This is a genomic window from Veillonella parvula (genome assembly GCF_018378075.1).
GTDB lineage: Bacteria > Bacillota > Negativicutes > Veillonellales > Veillonellaceae > Veillonella > Veillonella parvula_K.
Genome location: NZ_JAGZYE010000001.1, coordinates 441,439 through 459,151, shown reverse-complemented (window position 1 = coordinate 459,151; position 17,713 = coordinate 441,439). Strand labels below are relative to the sequence as shown.

Sequence of the window (17,713 nt, the reverse complement as noted above, 5' to 3'; positions counted from 1 at the left end):
CGTGGATATTGGTCAAGATATTTTAAATAGAACACCATTAGGACCATTACAAACCTCATTACTTGAGCATATTAGTAAACTCATATCCTTTGGCGAGTCTTTAACTCGTCAAAGGATACAGATTTTTACACCCCTACTAGAGACAGGACAAGGTGAGAAATCACAACAATGTGCAGATATGCTATGCATAGAACGCAGTGATCAAGGGATTACTACATGTCAATTAAAAGGCAGTCATACGTGGCATGCTATGATGAAAGATGGTCAACCACTTATCGGGTTAGATGACAAGCAGCGTCAATATGTCTTTCCTATCGTAGACAACGGAGGTCGTATTATTGGGGGTATATCTTTTACATTATCACCATCTATTAAGGCAGAACAATATGAGCAAGAATATTTTTTGTCTGATACGATGCAACGTCTTATGCTGACGGCTACTGATGAACAAATATTGTCTTACGAACCCATGTCCTATTTTGATGGTTTAATTATTTTCGACGACACTTATAAAATACTGTATGCTAACGATGCAGCTATGAAGTTAGTAGATGTATTAGGCTTTGATCGTCGCTTGGTAGGTTCATCAATTTTTAGCAGTACCTTAAAGATGTCCGCTATACAGCAGGTATTATTAGATAGAAGTATACGTACAAATGAAGAAATCTATCAAGATATGGTAATTCGTCAGCACATGATTCCTATTGCTATGGGGCGCAATGAAACGAGGTGCTTTTTAGTTCTTCATGATTGTACTCGTGAAAGTAAACAGCAACAAGAATTATTGGTTAAAAATTCCATTATCAAAGAGGTTCATCATCGTGTAAAAAATAACTTACAAACTGTAGCAGGGTTATTGCGTATGGAGGCGAGACGCTCTAGCTTGCCAGATGTAAAGCAAGCACTCCAAGAGGGGATTAATCGCATTGAGAGCATGGCTCTAGTTCACGATATAGTGTCTCATTACGATGAGGATTATATTGGTATACGATCAATTTATGATGAATTATGTCGTTTGTTGCGTATGAGTATGGTGCGACAAGACCAAGAGGTTACTTTTACTTACAGTGGTGAAGATATGCTAATTTCTTCTCATATGGCGAGTTATGTATCTCTTATAATTAATGAATTGATTACGAATAGCTTAGAACATGGGTTAGACGGGAATCGTGGAAATGTTCATCTAGCAGTTACTGATGCAGGTAGTACAATTAAACTGGCTTTTACAGATAACGGAAAAGGATTGCCTAGTGATTTCTCTGTTTCTTCTAATAAACGGTTAGGTTTAACAATTATTAATAATTTAGTTACTCATGAATTAAAAGGAAGTTTATCCATAGAAAATACTGGAACAGGTGTATTGGTGACGATATATATGAAAAAGGAGGCATAAATGCGCGTTTTAATCGTGGATGATGAATCCCTAATACGTATGGATTTACGAGATATTATTGAGTCTTGTGGTCATGAAGTCGTTGCAGAAGGTACAAATGGTGTTGAAGCTTTAGCACTTTGTAAAAAACATAAGCCAGATATTATATTGATGGATGTTAAGATGCCAGAATTAGATGGTATTGAGGCGGCACGTCAAATTGGCTTTCACCATGAAGCACCTGTAGTATTATTAACAAGTTATAGCCAGCAAGATTTAATCGATAAGGCTCGAGATTCTGGTGTATATGGCTATTTAATTAAACCAGTACGGGAGGAACAGTTAGTTCCTACCTTAGAGATGGCTTTAGGTCGCTATAAAAGTGATGCTCAGTTGCGAGAAAAGATGGCTGAGCTAGAACAGTCATTAGAAGATCGTAAAATCATTCAAAAGGGAACTGGTATATTAATGGAACTATATTCTATATCTGAAGTGGAAGCGTATAATCGGATCCGCACTTTAAGTATGAATAAACAAATATCTATTATAGAAACATGTAATCTCATCATTAAACAGTCTAATAAGTCAAATAATATCTAAAAAGTCAAAAAATCAAAATTAGTACTTGCAATTATTTTAACTTCGGTTATAATAATACTTGTGATTAGCACTCAATGAGTTAGAGTGCTAATAAATTATGGAGATTAACTAGTAAAAAGGAGTGACATTATATGTTAAAACCATTAGCTGACCGCGTTCTTATCCGTCTAGAAGCAAAAGAAGAAAAAACTAAAAGTGGTATTTTCCTTCCTGATACAGCTAAAGAAAAGCCTCAAGAAGGTGTAGTTGTAGCTGTAGGTGCTGGTAAAGTATATGACAATGGTCAACGTGTAGCTCCAGAAGTTAAAGTTGGCGACACTGTTATGTTTGCAAAATATGCTGGTAGCGAATTAGAAATCGATGGCGCTATTCATTTGATTATTAGCGAACGCGATATTTTAGCAGTATTATAATCGCTGATTTATAGTCTATATGACTATAAAAACTGATGATACATTTTATATTGCTTAAGGGCACATATATTTCGTTACATTGGATAGTGTTACTATTTAGGAGGTAATACATATGGCAAAAGAAATCTTGTTTAATGAAGAAGCTCGTCGCGCTTTAGGCCGTGGCGTCGATCAATTAGCAAATGCTGTAAAAGTTACATTAGGTCCAAAAGGTCGTAATGTTGTGTTGGATAAAAAATTTGGTTCCCCAACAATTACAAATGATGGTGTAACCATTGCTCGCGATATTGAACTTCCAGATCCATTTGAAAACATGGGGGCTCAATTAGTAAAAGAAGTTGCTACTAAAACTAACGACGTAGCAGGTGATGGTACTACTACCGCAACAGTATTGGCGCAAGCTATGATTCAAGAAGGTATGCGCAATGTAGCAGCCGGTGCAAACCCAATGATTTTGAAAAAAGGCATTGAAACAGCAGTAAAAACTTTGGTTGAAGAAATTAAAAAACGCTCTATCAAAGTTTCTGGTAAAGCTGAAATTGCTCAAGTTGCAAGCGTATCCGCTGCTGATGAAGAAATCGGTGGTTTAATTGCTGAAGCTATGGAAAAGGTTGGTAATGACGGTGTTATTACTGTTGAAGAATCCAAAGGTTTGCAAACTGCATTAAATGTAGTAGAAGGTATGCAATTTGATCGTGGTTACATTTCCCCTTATATGGTAACTGACCCTGATCGTATGGAAGCCGTTATGGATAACCCATATATCTTGATCACTGATCGTAAAATCAGTGCCATCGCAGACATGTTGCCAACACTTGAAAAAGTAGTAAAAGTAGGCAAAGAACTTCTTATTATCGCTGAAGATGTAGAAGGGGAAGCATTGGCTACATTAGTAGTAAACCGTTTGCGTGGTACATTCAAAGCTGTAGCTGTTAAAGCTCCTGGCTTTGGTGATCGTCGTAAAGCTATGCTTGAAGATATCGCTATCTTAACAGGCGGTACTGTTATTACTGAAGATATGGGTCGCAAGCTTGATTCTGTAGAGCTTGAAGATCTTGGTACAGCTCGTCAAGTTCGCATCACTAAAGATGAAACTACAATCATCGATGGCGCAGGTGATAAAGATGTAATTGCTAAACGCGTTAACCAAATCCGTGCACAAGTTGAAGAAACATCTTCTGATTTCGACCGTGAAAAATTACAAGAACGTCTAGCTAAATTGTCCGGTGGTGTTGCAGTTATCGAAGTAGGTGCTGCTACAGAAGTTGAAATGAAAGATAAGAAACTTCGCATTGAAGATGCATTGAATGCAACTCGTGCAGCTGTTGAAGAAGGTATTGTAGCTGGTGGTGGTACTACATTCATCGATATCATCCCTGCATTGAATACATTGGAAGCTACTGGTGACGTTCAAACTGGTATTAACCTTGTAAAACGCGCTGTAGAAGAACCACTTCGTCAAATCGCATACAACGCAGGTCTCGAAGGTTCTGTAGTAGTAGAAAAAGTTAAAAATACTGAAGCTGGTGTAGGTTTTAATGCCTTGACTGAAGAATACATCGATATGGTTAAAGCTGGTATTGTTGACCCTGCAAAAGTTACTCGTTCTGCCCTTCAAAATGCCGCATCTATCGCATCTCTTGTATTAACTACTGAAACAATCGTAGCTGATAAGGTAGATGAAAATGCAGCAGTTCCTGCAATGCCTCCAATGGGTGGTATGGGCGGTATGATGTAATCAGCTGGTTAGAATTAATTTTATAAGAAATATAATAATCCTAATGAATTGTGAATTACATTTTTCATATTCATTAGGATTATTTTTTACTGATAAATTAATCTATTGTAAGGGTGTAATATTTTAAATAAGATATTATTATATTCAAGCTGACCAGATTTAAAGTGACTAGATTATGTTGATTACATCGATAAAATTGATTTTGTATACAATGTATGATATAATTCTATAGAATTTAATAGTGAGTCTTATTGACATAGTTATTCTCTAATAGTATAATTAGTGTATCGAATTTATTCGATTTGTTATATTTGAATTGAAAGAAGGATCACTATGTTGAACTTTATTTTTAAAAGTAAACCTAATTATGTAAATTTTGGCTTATTGATTTATCGCCTTGCATTGGGCATTTCCATGTTTTATCATGGTTATTTAAAATGGCTTAGCGGAGCTGAAGGGCTCTACAAAGTAGGGACTATGTTAGCACCTTTAGGTGTATCCGGTGGTTATGAGATGTTAGGCACTATGGCAGCACTTGCAGAAATGATTGGTGGTATTCTCATTGCAGTAGGATTATTTACACGTATTGGTGCTACTCTAGTTGTAGGTACTTTAGCAACTGCGACTATTGTGAGTTTGAATGGTAGTTTCTTTAGCTGGGACTACCCATCTCAATTAGGCTTTGGTGCACTTATGTTATTCTTTGCTGGTGCTGGTCGCTTTAGTTTAGATAAAGCTTTATTTAAATAATTAGGAAATTAGAATAAAAGACTCATCGGCTGATGAGTCTTTTATTTATGTAGAAAGGTTATCATGAACAAAAAAACAGTTCCATTCACGTCAGAACAATTAGAAAATATTATTGCTCAGTATCCAACTCCATTCCATATTTATGATGAAGAAGGAATTATTGAGAATATGAAATCTTTCATCAATGCATTCTCTTGGAATAAGGGATTTAAGCAATATTTTGCAGTTAAAGCAACTCCAAATCCGTATATCATGCGTTTGTTACAAAAGCTTGGGGTTGGCGCAGACTGTTCTTCCTTAGCGGAACTACTTTTATGTGAAAAAGTGGGTATTACGGGCCATGATATTATGTTCACATCTAATGATACACCATATGTGGAGTATAAAAAGGCACTTGAAATGGGTGCAATCATCAATCTTGATGATATTACACATATCGAATATTTAGAAAAAAATCATGGCTCTTTGCCAGATACATTCTGCGTGCGTTATAATCCGGGTTCTTTAAAAGAAGGGGGCAATACAATTATTGGCCTTCCTGAAGAAGCTAAATATGGTATGACACGCGAACAAATATTTGAAGCGTACAAACAATTACAAGCTAAAGGTGTAAAACACTTTGGTATTCATACAATGGTTGTTTCTAACGAACTTGATATTGACGGTTTAGTTGGTACAGCAGAGCTTTGCTTTAATCTTGCTGTAGATATTAAAAAAGAACTTGGTATCACTGTTGAATTTATTGATTTAGGTGGAGGTGTAGGTGTAGCTTATAAACCAGAACAAACACCAGTAGACTTCCGCGTATTAAGCAAGGGTGTAGAAGAAGCGTATAATCGAATTTTAGTAGCTAATGGACTTAATGATGTAGCATTGGCTTATGAATGTGGGCGTATGGTAACAGGTCCATTTGGTTATCTTGTTTCTACTGCTATTCATAAAAAAGATATTTATCGTCATTACATCGGTTTAGATGCTTGTATGGCAAATCTTATGCGTCCGGCGTTGTATGGCTCTTATCATCACATTACCGTAATGGGGAAAGAAAATGCTCCCAAGGATCATGTATATGATGTAACAGGCTCCTTATGTGAAAATAATGATAAATTTGCTATTCAACGAGAGCTGCCAAAAATTGATATTGGAGATCGTGTCATCATTCACGATGCTGGTGCACATGGACATTCTATGGGTTTCAATTATAATGGTAAATTACGTTCTGCAGAGTTATTGCTACATAAAGATGGCTCTGTTACACAAATTCGTCGTGCTGAAACATATGATGATTTATTTGGAACTCTTGATTTTTCAAACCTATAATTTAATATTGAGAATCGAATAGGATGAGAATTAATATTAATAAAAACCTATCAATATATGTAATACTTGATATTCTTTTAATTCCTGTATATTTTAGTAGGAATATCTTGCTATCATTTAGATAAGAATGTATAATGAGTGTAGATTGTTATGCACATACTTGCTAAGTTGGCGAGAATTACGGCGGTATTCACGTTAGTGCGTACCGCCTTTTTATATGTGTCAGTATATACGTTTTATATATAATGAGTGTATGTTTCTTATGGTTACATACAAATAAAAGGAGTGAACATTTTGGCTGAATTACTTCAGATAAAAGATTTAAAGGTATCTGTTGAAGAGAAACAAATCTTAAAAGGTATTGATTTAACAATTAATAAAGGTGAAATTCATGTTGTGATGGGGACAAATGGTGCTGGTAAATCTACACTTGCTAATGCAATCATGGGTAACTCTACATATACAGTAGATAGTGGTTCTATCATTTTTGATGGTAAGGATATTACGGAAGATGCAGTAAATGATCGTGCAAAAGCGGGTATTTTTATGTCCTTCCAAAATCCAATTTCTATTCCTGGTATTACTGTAGAAAACTTCATTCGTACAGCTAAATCCACAATTACTGGTGAAAATGTACGTGCATTATCTTTCAAAAAAGAATTGAAAGAAAAAATGGATGAATTATCCTTTGATTTATCTTATGCGCAACGTTATGTAAATGAAGGCTTCTCTGGTGGTGAACGCAAGAAGAATGAAATTCTTCAAATGTCCATTTTGAATCCTAAATTGGCTATTCTTGATGAAACTGATTCTGGCCTTGACGTAGATGCGGTTCGTATCGTATCTGAAGGTGTACAACGTTTCCATAACGAAGAAAATGCTGTATTAATCATTACTCATCATAACCAAATTTTACAAAAACTAAAACCAGACTATGTTCATGTGTTGATCAATGGCAAGATTGTTAAAACTGGTGATGCTTCTCTTGTACGTGAAATCGAAGAAAAAGGTTATGACGCATACAAAGCATTAGCATAGGAGGCATAATGGAAGAAAGAAAGAAAACCCAAGTCGCGGATATGGACCGTGGCGTCTATGATATAAAGAACGAATTTGAATATTCTTATATCTCTGATGCTGGTTTAACAGAAGATATTATCCGTGAGATTTGGTCTAATAAAAATGAACCAGAATGGATGCTCGATTTCCGTTTAAAGTCTTTGGAAATCTATAATCGCATGGGCATTCCAAATTGGATTCCTGATATCTCGGGCTTAGATATGGCAAATATTCATACATATGTTAAGCCTAAAGTAGATATGAAAGAAAACTGGGATGAAGTTCCAGAAGAAATTAAAAGTACTTTTGACCGCTTAGGTATTCCAGAAGCGGAAAAAACATCTCTAGCTGGTGTTGGTGCTCAATATGATTCTGAAGTTGTTTACCACAGTATTCAAGAAGATCTTGTTAAGCAAGGTGTTATCTATACTGATATCGAAACAGCATTACATGAACATGAAGAAATCGTAAAAAAATACTGGATGACATTAATTCCACCTACAGACCATAAATGGGCTGCTCTTCACGGTGCCGTTTGGTCTGGTGGTTCCTTCATATACGTTCCTGCAGGTGTACAAGTAGAGATTCCATTGCAATCTTACTTCCGTTTGAATGCACCAGGTGCTGGTCAGTTCGAACATACGATGATTATCGTAGAAGAAGGGGCTAAATTGCACTTTATCGAAGGTTGTTCTGCTCCTAAGTATGATGTGTCTAACCTGCATGCAGGCGCTGTTGAACTGTTCGTTAAAGATAATGCTACATTGCGTTATTCTACAATTGAAAACTGGTCTAAAAACATGTACAACCTTAACACAAAACGTTGTGTAGTAGGTAACAATGGTACAATTGAGTGGGTATCTGGTTCCTTTGGCTCCAAAGTTTCTTGTTTGTACCCAATGAGTATTCTCAACGGTGAAGGTGCACATGCTGAATTTACAGGTGTAACATTCGCAGGTGAAGGACAATTCCTCGATACAGGTTGTAAAGTGGTACATAATGCACCATATACAACAAGTAATGTAAACTCTAAATCCATTTCTAAATCCGGTGGCGCTGCAATTTATCGTGGCCTTTTGAAGATTGGCCCTAAAGCTGAACATTCCAAAGCAACAGTTTCTTGTGAATCCTTGATGCTTGATGCTGAGTCTCAATCTGATACAATTCCGGCTATTATCGTAGAAAATGACAATGTGGATTTAGGTCATGAAGCTAAAATCGGTCGTATTTCCGACGAAGCAATTTTCTATCTTATGACTCGTGGTATTAGCGAAGAAGAAGCTCGTGCGATGCTAGTTCGTGGTTTCGTAGAGCCAATCTCTAAAGAATTGCCACTTGAATATGCAGTAGAAATGAACAATCTAATCAATCTTGAATTAGAAGGTTCTATCGGTTAAGGAGGAATTATGAGCGAATTACTATTTAATGAACTCCCTAGACCGACATTCAGATGGTTGCGCGTTAATCATACTGTAAGCTCTCTAGCTGGAGAAGATACAGCGGTACAATCCATCGCTGTGGAAGCTAATAAAAATATACTTTCACCATTACCTGTTGGTACAGCATTACTAGATGGTAATTATGAAGGTGCTAATAAAGAAGCTGTTCATGTATTAGTTGAAAAAGCGGAAGGCTATGCTATCAATGTGCCTCCTAAGGCGAAAGAAGTTGTAGGCATCCGCATTGATGCTAATGCTCGTGTAGCAAACCGTTTCCAATTTATCGTTGGTGAAGGTGCTGAGCTAGAAGTACAATTCTATGTAACTGGTTCTGGCGATGCATTGACAAATGTTAGCTATTTAAACGAATACGATGTGAAAGAAGCTGGTAAGGTTGTAGTAAAAAAGGTAAATCTTTTGCCTGAACATGTACAGCATATCGAGCATCGATACACTAAATTAGAAGAAAAAGCAGATGTAGAATACATCAATATTGAAATTGGTGGCAGTGAAAACATCTTGAATTACTATCATGATTTAGTAGGTCAAGAATCCCGTATGGTTCATGACATTGCTTATCTTGGTAATAAAGAGCAAAAATTTGATATTTCTATGGTTATGAGTCATGGTGGTAAAAAATCATTTAGTGATATTCATACCTTAGGTGCTCTTAGTGGCAATTCTAAAAAATCCTTCAGAGGGACCCTTGATTTCCTTAATGGAGCAACAGCTTCTGAAGGTGCAGAAGAAGATACTTGCTTATTGTTAGATCCAACTGTAAAATCTGTTTCGTTACCACTTTTATTGTGTAAAGAAGATAATGTAGTTGGTAATCATGCAGCAAGTGCAGGCCAAATTGATCATAATAAATTGTTCTATATCATGAGCCGTGGCTTTAGTGAGGTAGAGGCAAAACATATCATTGTTGAATCTATGATTCGACCTATTATTGATCGCATTGGTGATGAAACGATTGAAGAAGCAGCGTTAGCAGCTGTACGTAATAAAATTTAAAGAGGCGTTTTTATGAGACCAATTGCAGAAGCATACAAAGACTTTCCTATATTACATAAAGAGCATAATGGGCATCGTGTTATCTATTTAGATAGCGGTGCTACTGCTCAAATTCCACAGTCCGTAATTGACCGTGTTGTGGAACATATGACACAACGTAATGGTAACCCACATCGTGGTTCTCATATTTTAGCCATTGAAGCATCTGAAGACTATGAAAATGCACGGGATCGCGTAGTTGAATTTATCAATGCTCGCGAACGAGAAGAGGTTATATTTACACGTAATAGTACGGAGTCAATGAACTTGATTGCCCACAGCTATGGCCTTCATAATGTGAAAAAAGGTGACAAGATTGTCATTACTGTTGCTGAACATCATGCGAATCTTGTAACATGGCAATATGTGGCAGAACAGACGGGGGCAACCTTAGAATACATGTATCTTGATGAACATGGGCACTTAAAAGATGGTGAAATCAATAAAATTGATGAAAAGACTAAAATTGTTGCTTTCGCTCATGTTAGTAACGTGCTTGGTATGGAATTCCCAGTAAAAGAATTAACTGAGAAGGCTCACTCTGTAGGTGCTATTGTTGTTCTAGACGGTGCTCAATCTACACCTCATAAAAAAATTGACGTACAAGCATTGGATTGCGATTTCTTCGTATTCTCTGGCCATAAAATGTGTGCATCTCAAGGGATTGGTGTACTATACGGTAAACGTGATTTATTAGAAACTATGCCTCCATTCCTATTGGGTGGCGATATGATTGAGTATGTAAAAGAGCAAACTGCTACATTCAATGAGCTTCCATATAAGTTTGAGGCAGGTACTCCAAATGCTGATGGTGCCGTTTCCTTGCATGCAGCTATTGACTATTTGGAATCCTTTGGAATGGATGCTATAGAAGCCTATGAAGAGGAGTTAGTAGCTTATATTCTTCCTAAGATTGTTGAATTGCCACATGTCCATGTTATTGGTTCTCAGAATCCTAAGGAAAAACATGGCGTTATTGCGTTCACTGTAGATGATGTACATCCTCATGATGTAGCTACAATTTTGGATTCTAAGGGAATCTGCGTTCGTTCCGGTCACCATTGTGCACAACCATTAGGTGCGTTCTACAATGTATCTGCATCTACTCGTTTAAGTATGTACTTATACACTCGCAAGGAAGATTTAGATGCATTCCTTGAAGTATTAAAGACTGTTCGTTCAGTAATGGGTTTTAAAGATTAGGAGAATTACCACTAATGGAAATGGATCAATTATATACGGAACTTATTTTGGAACATAACCAAGATAAACGTAATAAGCATGAATTATCTGAATTTACAAATTCTGAACATGGACATAACCCTAGTTGTGGTGATGATCTAACATTACAACTCAATGTAGTAGATGGTATCATTAAAGATGCTGCATATACAGGTTCTGGCTGTGCTATTAGCCAAGCATCTGCATCTATGATGATTGATATCATTAAGGGCAAATCTGTTGAGGAAGCACTTCGTTTAGTAGAAATTTTCTTGGGTATGATTAAAAAAGAGATTACCGATGAAAATGAGTTAGAAGAATTAGAAGATGCTATGGCTCTACAAAATATTTCTAATATGCCAGCACGTGTAAAATGTGCAGTTCTTGCATGGCATACATTGAAAGAGGCTTTAAAGAAATAATATGAAGAAAACGATATTATTTGATTTAGATGGAACCTTAACTGACTCTCAAGAAGGTATTCTTAAAAGCATTAAATTTGCATTGGAACATTTCGGTTATACTGTACCTGATGAAGAAACATTACAATTGTTCTTAGGACCACCATTGGTAGATGCTTTCCAAGAACATTGTGGTTTGACCTTTGAGCAAGCGGAAGAAACATACTTTAAATTCCGTGAACGTTATGGTACCATCGGTAAATTTGAAAATAAAGTATATCCGAATATTGTAGACTTATTGGCTAAATGCAAAACTGAACAATATACTATAGCTGTAGCTACTGCAAAACCAGAACATTATGCTAAAGATATTCTTGATCACTTTGAATTGACACCATACTTTGATGTTATTGTTGGTGCTAATTACGAAGCGGGATTGTTACACAAAAAAGAAATTCTTGAAAAAGCTCTCACGCTATGTGGTAACCCATTAACTGATGAAAATGGTCGTCGATTGACATTCATGGTTGGAGATCGTAAGTACGATGTAGAAGCAGCTAATGAACTTGGCTGTATCTCCATTGGCGTTACCTATGGTTATGGTACGGAATCTGAGTTAAAAGAAGCGGATGCCGAATATATCTGTGACGATGTTGATGAAATTGCTGATGTTCTCAATCTTGAAGAAATGATGGTTCGTAGATAAGCTATATAAATAGAATTACATATCAACCCAAATAAAAAGCTAGAGGAAATCCTCTAGCTTTTTTGCATCTTCATTTTATGTTATTTTTTTAGGCCACTTTTTTTAGCTAATGTTTTGATAACCTTAGCACTTTGTTTTTTCAACTTGCCCCCTGTTTGTTTGAGTTGGATACGTGTACGAGAAACACGACCAAGTGTAGTAATCTTAGTTTTGCGACGTGGCTTCATATCACGTTCGTTACCAAAGTCGCCACGTTGCACACTCGTTGCCTTTACTTTTTCAGCTCTAAAAGATTTACGTAGGGCTTTCATAATTAATGTAAGTGGTAATGTTTGCTCGAAGGAATACAAATCAACTGCTACATAACCAAGTGCAGGATATGTGTGCAATGTAAAGTGAAAACCTGGTGCGACAGAAAGGAGGGCGATTTCCTCGTCCATAACTTGACAACTGATTTCATCTACATCAAGTTCAGCTAAGTCAAATGCGGTTGCTACACTTTCCTGTACAGCTGTAGCGGATGAAATTGCGTCTTCATCGCAGGAATATAAATCAATTAACAGTTCTTGTCCTAATGCTTCTGCCATAACAACACCTTCCTTCAGAAAATAATATCTCATTTATTATACATAGATTTAAGGATTAAGTCCAATTATATGAGAATACATTAAAAGTCAAACGTTATTTTTATAAAATTTGACTTTTATATTGACTAAGGTCAAAAAGTCAAATATAATAGAGTTATGTTAAAGAACAAATAGTCAAAACTATAGTAAATAAACTTTAAAGGGGTGTTTTTTATGAGTATGATAGCTGATAAAATAGAAAAATTTATATTAGACCGTATGCGTGAAGAACAAGAAAAGCTAATTTTAAAGCGTAATGAATTGGCTGATGAATTAGATTGTGCGCCATCCCAAATTAGTTACGTATTAAGTACGCGTTTTTCTAATGAGCGCGGTTTCGATGTTGAGTCAAGACGTGGCTTGGGTGGATATATTCGAATCAAAAAAATTAACCCAGAAAGTTCAGATTCTTTACCTGCTGTTACAACTTATCGGATTTATGAAGGTCCAAATACGGTAGAACGATTAATTGATATGCGAGATGTAGATCAATCATTATTTCAATTATTACAATCTGAAAAGATTACCCGTCGTGAAGCTCAATTGATGCATAATTCTTTTGCTACATTAATTGAAAATGTAGACGTAGAAGAACGTAATGATGCTGTTCGTCAATTATATGCATCAATGGTGGACACTTTGCGGAAGGAGTGATGATTTGTGTTATGTGATCATTGCCATAAAAATGAAGCTACTATCCATATGACTAATATCATAAATAATCAAAAGACTGAGCAACATCTTTGCAGTAGTTGTGCCACCAAGTTACAACAAGCTGGGAAATTATCTCCTTATAGTTCTTTTATGAATGATATGTGGGATAATAACTTTTTTACTAATGATTTTTTTAAGAATATGGTGTATCCAGATAACTTATTAAAAGCTCATCAATCTAAGAGCTGCCCTCAGTGTGGTATTACTTATGATGAATTCAATCGGGTAGGTAAGTTTGGCTGTGGTCAATGTTATGAGACTTTTAATAGTGAAATAAATCCATTATTAGAACGAATACAAGGTAGTTCTGAGTATGAAGGGACTATACCTAGTCGTGGTACTAATGTATTTAAAGCAAAGTATGAAGTAAAGCAATTGCGCCGCCAATTAGATACAGCTATTCAAGCTGAAAACTTTGAAGAAGCTGCAATTTTGAGAGATAAAATTAAAAATCTAGAAGTTATCATTGATGGTGATAACGAATAGGAGGTTCTTATGTTAGATACTATATTGGACTCTCCGCTAAGTCAGTGGCTGTGTCAGGATACAGAGGCGACAGACCACATTGTAATTTCAAGTCGTATACGATTGGCGAGAAATTTTGATGATATATTGTTTACGAATCGTGAAGATACAGTTTCCTTAGAAAAAGTGAATACAATCTCTCGAGGCCTATTGCCAATATTAAAAAAGGCTGATGAGCACCAATATACAAATATTAGCCTTGAGCAATTAAGTCAACGTGAGCGTGCTGTCTTAGTTGAAAAGCATTTAATGAGTCCTGCTTTAGAGGAACAATTACCGTATCGTAATTTGATTGTATCTGATGATGCTTCTATCGCAATTATGGTAAATGAAGAAGATCATTTACGTATTCAATCTATGGCTCCAGGACTTAAATTGCAACAAGCTTATAATCATGCGGTTCAAATTGATAAAGCTATCGAAGCAAAATACCCTTATGCCTTTGATGAGCGATTTGGTTATTTAACTGCTTGCCCCACTAATGTGGGTACAGGTTTACGGGCCTCTGTTATGTTACATTTACCCGCATTGACGTTATCTGGTCGTATTACGAGACTCATTCGTAACATAATACAACTAGGTTACTCTGTACGAGGGTTGTATGGGGAAGGTTCCGAAGCTTTAGGTTGTATTTACCAGATTTCTAATCAACGAACGATGGGTATTAGTGAAGAAGCAACTATTGAGCAATTGATTAAAATCGTAGAAGGAATTATTGCAGAAGAACGAAAGTCTCGGCAATCTTTATTACACAACGATAAAGAAGGTTTGGAAGATATACTTTGGCGATCCTATGGAATTTTACAATATGCACGACGTGTAAGCGGTAAAGAGGCACTTAGTAAGCTTAGCGACATTCAATTAGGTGTAGATTTAGAAATATTACCATTCTGGGGTAAAGATACTTTTAATGAGCTTGTTGCTATAACTAGACCAAACTTCCTCTCTAAATACTTAGGTAGTGAAAATTTGACAGATACCGATCGCGACAGCTATCGTGCAAAGGTGATACGTCAAAAACTTTCAAATTAATATAAATACATAAATAATTAATGCATGATTATTTATTTTGTATAGATTGATTTATATAATTTTCTTAGTTTACCGTTAAGAGATTTGTAAAAAATAGTAAATATTAATACTAGATAGCATAATAGATTAATAGAGTTTAATAATATTTTTGATATTCCAATGGTTATTTCACCATTGTTTATATATATTTGAAAAGAAATAATTACAATTTACATAGATAGATGAGGTGATATTATGATGCAACGGTTTACAGACGATGCACAGCGTGTTCTTTCGTTAGCTCAAGAGGCTGCTTTGGAGTTAGGACATGACTATGTTGGTACTGAACACGTACTCATTGGCCTTACAAAGGTTAAAAATGGTGTAGCAGCTAAAGCTTTAGAAGAGCTTGGCCTTGTTACAGAAGATATTTTTGAAGCTGTAGAAGAACATGTAGGACGTGGTAATAAAAAGGCAACGTCAATATATATGACACCTCGCGTTAAACATGTACTTGAGCTTGCCATTCAAGTAGCAAATCAAATGAATCACAATTACGTTGGTACTGAGCATATTCTATTGGGCCTACTTAGCGATGGTAGCGGTGTTGCAGTTGCTATTTTACGAGCTATGAATATACGTAGTAATGATGTAGTAGAAGCAATTCGTAGTATTCTTGGCTCGAATAAAGGTAGCAATAATGGTGGTCAAGAGGGAATAAATAGCAATAATGATTTAGGTGAGCTGTCAGATTTTGCAACTGATCTTAATGAGTCTGCTAAACAAGGTAAGATTGATCCTGTTATTGGCCGCGATACGGAGATTCAACGAGTCATTCAAATTCTCAGCCGTAGAACTAAAAATAATCCTGTTCTTATTGGTGAACCAGGTGTAGGTAAAACAGCTATTGCCGAAGGCTTGGCACAGCGTATTGTGACTGATAATGTACCGGAGATTTTACGTAATAAACGCATTATTTCTCTTAGTATTGGTTCTATGTTAGCGGGTGCCAAGTACCGTGGTGAATTTGAAGAACGGTTAAAAAAAGCCATTGATGAAGTACAACAACATGATGATATGATTATCTTTATAGATGAAATTCATACATTGGTTGGGGCAGGTGCTACTGAAGGCGCTATGGATGCAGCTAATATCTTAAAGCCTGCTTTGGCACGAGGTGAATTCCAAGTTATCGGTGCCACAACACTTGATGAATATAAGAAATATATAGAAAAAGATGCTGCTTTAGAGCGTCGTTTTCAACCCGTTCAAGTAGGAGAGCCTAACGAAGAGGATGCTCTTGAAATTTTAAAGGGATTAAGAGATCGGTATGAAGCTTTCCATAAGGCTAAGATTACAGATGAGGCATTAACAGCAGCTGTGTCTTTATCTAGCCGATATATTACAGATCGATTCTTACCTGATAAGGCTATCGATGTAGTCGATGAAGCTGCATCTAAGGTTCGTATGAAAGTATTTTCTTCAGCACCTGATGTTAAAGCATTAGAGGATCGCCTCAATACAGTTAAGAAAGAAAAAGAAGCTGCGGTTACGTCTCAAGATTTCGAAAAGGCTGCAAAGCTTCGCGATGAAGAACAATTACTATTAAAAGAAATTGGTGATAAAAAATCTATTGCTAAAGAAAAAAGCGATCAAAAGTTAATAGTAACAGAGGAAGACATAGCTGCTGTAGTAGCGCAATGGACAGGCATTCCAGTGGCTAAAATTGCAGAAGAAGAGTCTGCAACCTTACTACATTTGGAAGAAGAACTTCATAAACGCGTAGTAGGTCAAGATGAGGCTGTTACTGCTGTAGCTAAAGCTGTACGCCGTGCAAGGGCTGGATTAAAAGACCCAAAACGGCCTATTGGTTCATTCTTGTTCCTTGGGCCAACTGGTGTAGGGAAAACTGAGCTAGCAAGAGCGCTTGCATCCTCCTTGTTCGGCGATGAATCTGCTATGATTCGACTTGATATGTCTGAATATATGGAAAAACATACTGTGTCTCGCTTAGTCGGTGCCCCTCCAGGTTACGTAGGCTATGAAGAAGGTGGACAATTAACAGATGCGGTACGTCGCAAACCATATAGCGTTATCCTCCTCGATGAAGTGGAAAAGGCACATGCAGATTTCTTTAATATTTTGTTACAAGTTCTTGATGATGGTCGTCTTACTGATAGTCAAGGAAGAACTGTAGATTTCAGAAATACAGTTATTATTATGACAAGTAACTTAGGTGCTAAAGCTTTACATAAAAACTCTCCAGAACTTGGTTTCTTAGCGGCTAAAAAATCTGATTTCAATGTAGATGAAAATAAAGAAATTGAGTTTAAAGAGGCTAAGAAGTCAGTAATGGATGCGGTGAAACGTCATTTTAGACCTGAGTTTTTAAACCGTATTGATGAAATGATTGTATTCCATCCATTAACAGAAGAGGACTTAAAAGAAATTGTAACTATCTTGATGAGTGATGTTACAAAACGCCTTGAAGCGCGTGATTTACAATTAGAAATCTCTCCTGAGGCTATGCATTTACTTGTTAAGGAGGGCTCTGATTTCACAATGGGGGCTCGACCATTAAAACGTGCTATTCAACGTTTAATTGAGGACCCAGTGTCCGATCTTATTTTGAAAGGAGATGCAAAAGAAGGTAAAATTATTAAAGCAGATGCAAAGGATAACGATCTTGTTGTATCAATATGATAAAAATACAAATTATACAGTTGATGACTACCTTTCATATAAAAAATATAAGTTAAATGGTA

17 protein-coding genes are annotated in these 17,713 nt (G+C 36.3%); 16 read left to right on the top strand and 1 reads right to left on the bottom strand.

Translation table 11 applies throughout. The annotated features are described in order from the left end of the window. The first annotated feature begins 1 nt into the window (after position 1). The 12 genes from KH286_RS02170 (at position 2) to KH286_RS02115 (ending at position 12,072) form a co-directional block, all read left to right on the top strand. Positions 2–1,393 (top strand): sensor histidine kinase, encoded by a 1,392-nt coding sequence (locus KH286_RS02170; protein WP_118091280.1) that lies wholly within the window; start codon positions 2–4, stop codon positions 1,391–1,393. Beyond that, positions 1,394–1,972, top strand: a complete 579-nt coding sequence (locus KH286_RS02165) for an ANTAR domain-containing response regulator (protein WP_004696048.1) — start codon at positions 1,394–1,396, stop codon at positions 1,970–1,972. A 131-nt stretch (positions 1,973–2,103) separates the two neighbouring features. Further along, positions 2,104–2,385: a co-chaperone GroES gene (groES, locus tag KH286_RS02160; RefSeq protein ID WP_118091279.1), complete on the top strand. Its 282-nt coding sequence runs from the start codon at positions 2,104–2,106 to the stop codon at positions 2,383–2,385. Positions 2,386–2,497: 112 nt separating this feature from the next. Continuing rightward, positions 2,498–4,123, top strand: coding sequence for a chaperonin GroEL (gene groL / locus KH286_RS02155; RefSeq protein ID WP_004696042.1), 1,626 nt, complete (start codon positions 2,498–2,500; stop codon positions 4,121–4,123). A gap of 333 nt (positions 4,124–4,456) precedes the next feature. Further along, complete coding sequence (locus KH286_RS02150) at positions 4,457–4,873, top strand: DoxX family protein (protein WP_123137904.1); 417 nt, start codon at positions 4,457–4,459, stop codon at positions 4,871–4,873. Positions 4,874–4,936: 63 nt separating this feature from the next. Next, positions 4,937–6,193, top strand: coding sequence for a diaminopimelate decarboxylase family protein (locus KH286_RS02145; RefSeq protein ID WP_008601096.1), 1,257 nt, complete (start codon positions 4,937–4,939; stop codon positions 6,191–6,193). A gap of 294 nt (positions 6,194–6,487) precedes the next feature. After that, a complete protein-coding gene (gene sufC / locus KH286_RS02140; RefSeq protein ID WP_004696035.1) occupies positions 6,488–7,231 on the top strand; it encodes a Fe-S cluster assembly ATPase SufC in 744 nt (247 codons plus the stop codon). Positions 7,232–7,239: 8 nt separating this feature from the next. After that, entirely contained in the window at positions 7,240–8,649 is a 1,410-nt protein-coding gene (gene sufB / locus KH286_RS02135) for a Fe-S cluster assembly protein SufB (RefSeq protein ID WP_278617551.1), read from the top strand. A gap of 9 nt (positions 8,650–8,658) precedes the next feature. After that, the gene (locus tag KH286_RS02130) at positions 8,659–9,705 is read left to right on the top strand and encodes a SufB/SufD family protein (RefSeq protein ID WP_008714047.1); all 1,047 of its coding nucleotides are present in this window, start codon (positions 8,659–8,661) and stop codon (positions 9,703–9,705) included. A 12-nt stretch (positions 9,706–9,717) separates the two neighbouring features. Beyond that, positions 9,718–10,947: a SufS family cysteine desulfurase gene (locus KH286_RS02125; protein ID WP_004696029.1), complete on the top strand. Its 1,230-nt coding sequence runs from the start codon at positions 9,718–9,720 to the stop codon at positions 10,945–10,947. Positions 10,948–10,961: 14 nt separating this feature from the next. Then, the gene (sufU, locus tag KH286_RS02120) at positions 10,962–11,387 is read left to right on the top strand and encodes a Fe-S cluster assembly sulfur transfer protein SufU (protein ID WP_004696027.1); all 426 of its coding nucleotides are present in this window, start codon (positions 10,962–10,964) and stop codon (positions 11,385–11,387) included. Position 11,388: 1 nt separating this feature from the next. Beyond that, positions 11,389–12,072, top strand: a complete 684-nt coding sequence (locus KH286_RS02115; protein WP_004696982.1) for an HAD hydrolase-like protein — start codon at positions 11,389–11,391, stop codon at positions 12,070–12,072. Positions 12,073–12,152: 80 nt separating this feature from the next. On the opposite strand, the gene KH286_RS02110 is transcribed toward KH286_RS02115, so the two are convergent. Then, positions 12,153–12,659 (bottom strand): S-adenosylmethionine decarboxylase family protein, encoded by a 507-nt coding sequence (locus KH286_RS02110; RefSeq protein ID WP_004696023.1) that lies wholly within the window; start codon positions 12,657–12,659, stop codon positions 12,153–12,155. Positions 12,660–12,872: 213 nt separating this feature from the next. Here KH286_RS02110 and KH286_RS02105 point away from each other — a divergent pair, with 213 nt between their 5' ends. The 4 genes from KH286_RS02105 (at position 12,873) to KH286_RS02090 (ending at position 17,651) form a co-directional block, all read left to right on the top strand. Beyond that, positions 12,873–13,352, top strand: coding sequence for a CtsR family transcriptional regulator (locus KH286_RS02105; RefSeq protein WP_004696020.1), 480 nt, complete (start codon positions 12,873–12,875; stop codon positions 13,350–13,352). 6 nt (positions 13,353–13,358) lie between these two features. Beyond that, on the top strand, positions 13,359–13,898 hold the full coding sequence (locus KH286_RS02100; protein ID WP_123137905.1) for a UvrB/UvrC motif-containing protein: 540 nt from the start codon (positions 13,359–13,361) through the stop codon (positions 13,896–13,898). A 9-nt stretch (positions 13,899–13,907) separates the two neighbouring features. Next, a complete protein-coding gene (locus tag KH286_RS02095; RefSeq protein ID WP_123137906.1) occupies positions 13,908–14,969 on the top strand; it encodes a protein arginine kinase in 1,062 nt (353 codons plus the stop codon). A gap of 234 nt (positions 14,970–15,203) precedes the next feature. Next, positions 15,204–17,651 carry an ATP-dependent Clp protease ATP-binding subunit gene (locus KH286_RS02090; protein WP_123137907.1) on the top strand — a complete coding sequence of 816 codons (2,448 nt, stop codon included), beginning with the start codon at positions 15,204–15,206 and terminating at the stop codon, positions 17,649–17,651. Positions 17,652–17,713 lie beyond the last annotated feature (62 nt).

Coding starts and splice junctions, on each gene's coding strand:
- KH286_RS02165 (WP_004696048.1), top strand. CDS start 1,394: ATGCGCGTTTTAATCGTGGATGATGAATCCCTAATACGTATGGATTTA.
- groES (WP_118091279.1), top strand. CDS start 2,104: ATGTTAAAACCATTAGCTGACCGCGTTCTTATCCGTCTAGAAGCAAAA.
- groL (WP_004696042.1), top strand. CDS start 2,498: ATGGCAAAAGAAATCTTGTTTAATGAAGAAGCTCGTCGCGCTTTAGGC.
- KH286_RS02150 (WP_123137904.1), top strand. CDS start 4,457: ATGTTGAACTTTATTTTTAAAAGTAAACCTAATTATGTAAATTTTGGC.
- KH286_RS02145 (WP_008601096.1), top strand. CDS start 4,937: ATGAACAAAAAAACAGTTCCATTCACGTCAGAACAATTAGAAAATATT.
- sufB (WP_278617551.1), top strand. CDS start 7,240: ATGGAAGAAAGAAAGAAAACCCAAGTCGCGGATATGGACCGTGGCGTC.
- KH286_RS02130 (WP_008714047.1), top strand. CDS start 8,659: ATGAGCGAATTACTATTTAATGAACTCCCTAGACCGACATTCAGATGG.
- KH286_RS02125 (WP_004696029.1), top strand. CDS start 9,718: ATGAGACCAATTGCAGAAGCATACAAAGACTTTCCTATATTACATAAA.
- sufU (WP_004696027.1), top strand. CDS start 10,962: ATGGAAATGGATCAATTATATACGGAACTTATTTTGGAACATAACCAA.
- KH286_RS02115 (WP_004696982.1), top strand. CDS start 11,389: ATGAAGAAAACGATATTATTTGATTTAGATGGAACCTTAACTGACTCT.
- KH286_RS02110 (WP_004696023.1), bottom strand. CDS start 12,659: ATGGCAGAAGCATTAGGACAAGAACTGTTAATTGATTTATATTCCTGC.
- KH286_RS02105 (WP_004696020.1), top strand. CDS start 12,873: ATGAGTATGATAGCTGATAAAATAGAAAAATTTATATTAGACCGTATG.
- KH286_RS02095 (WP_123137906.1), top strand. CDS start 13,908: ATGTTAGATACTATATTGGACTCTCCGCTAAGTCAGTGGCTGTGTCAG.
- KH286_RS02090 (WP_123137907.1), top strand. CDS start 15,204: ATGATGCAACGGTTTACAGACGATGCACAGCGTGTTCTTTCGTTAGCT.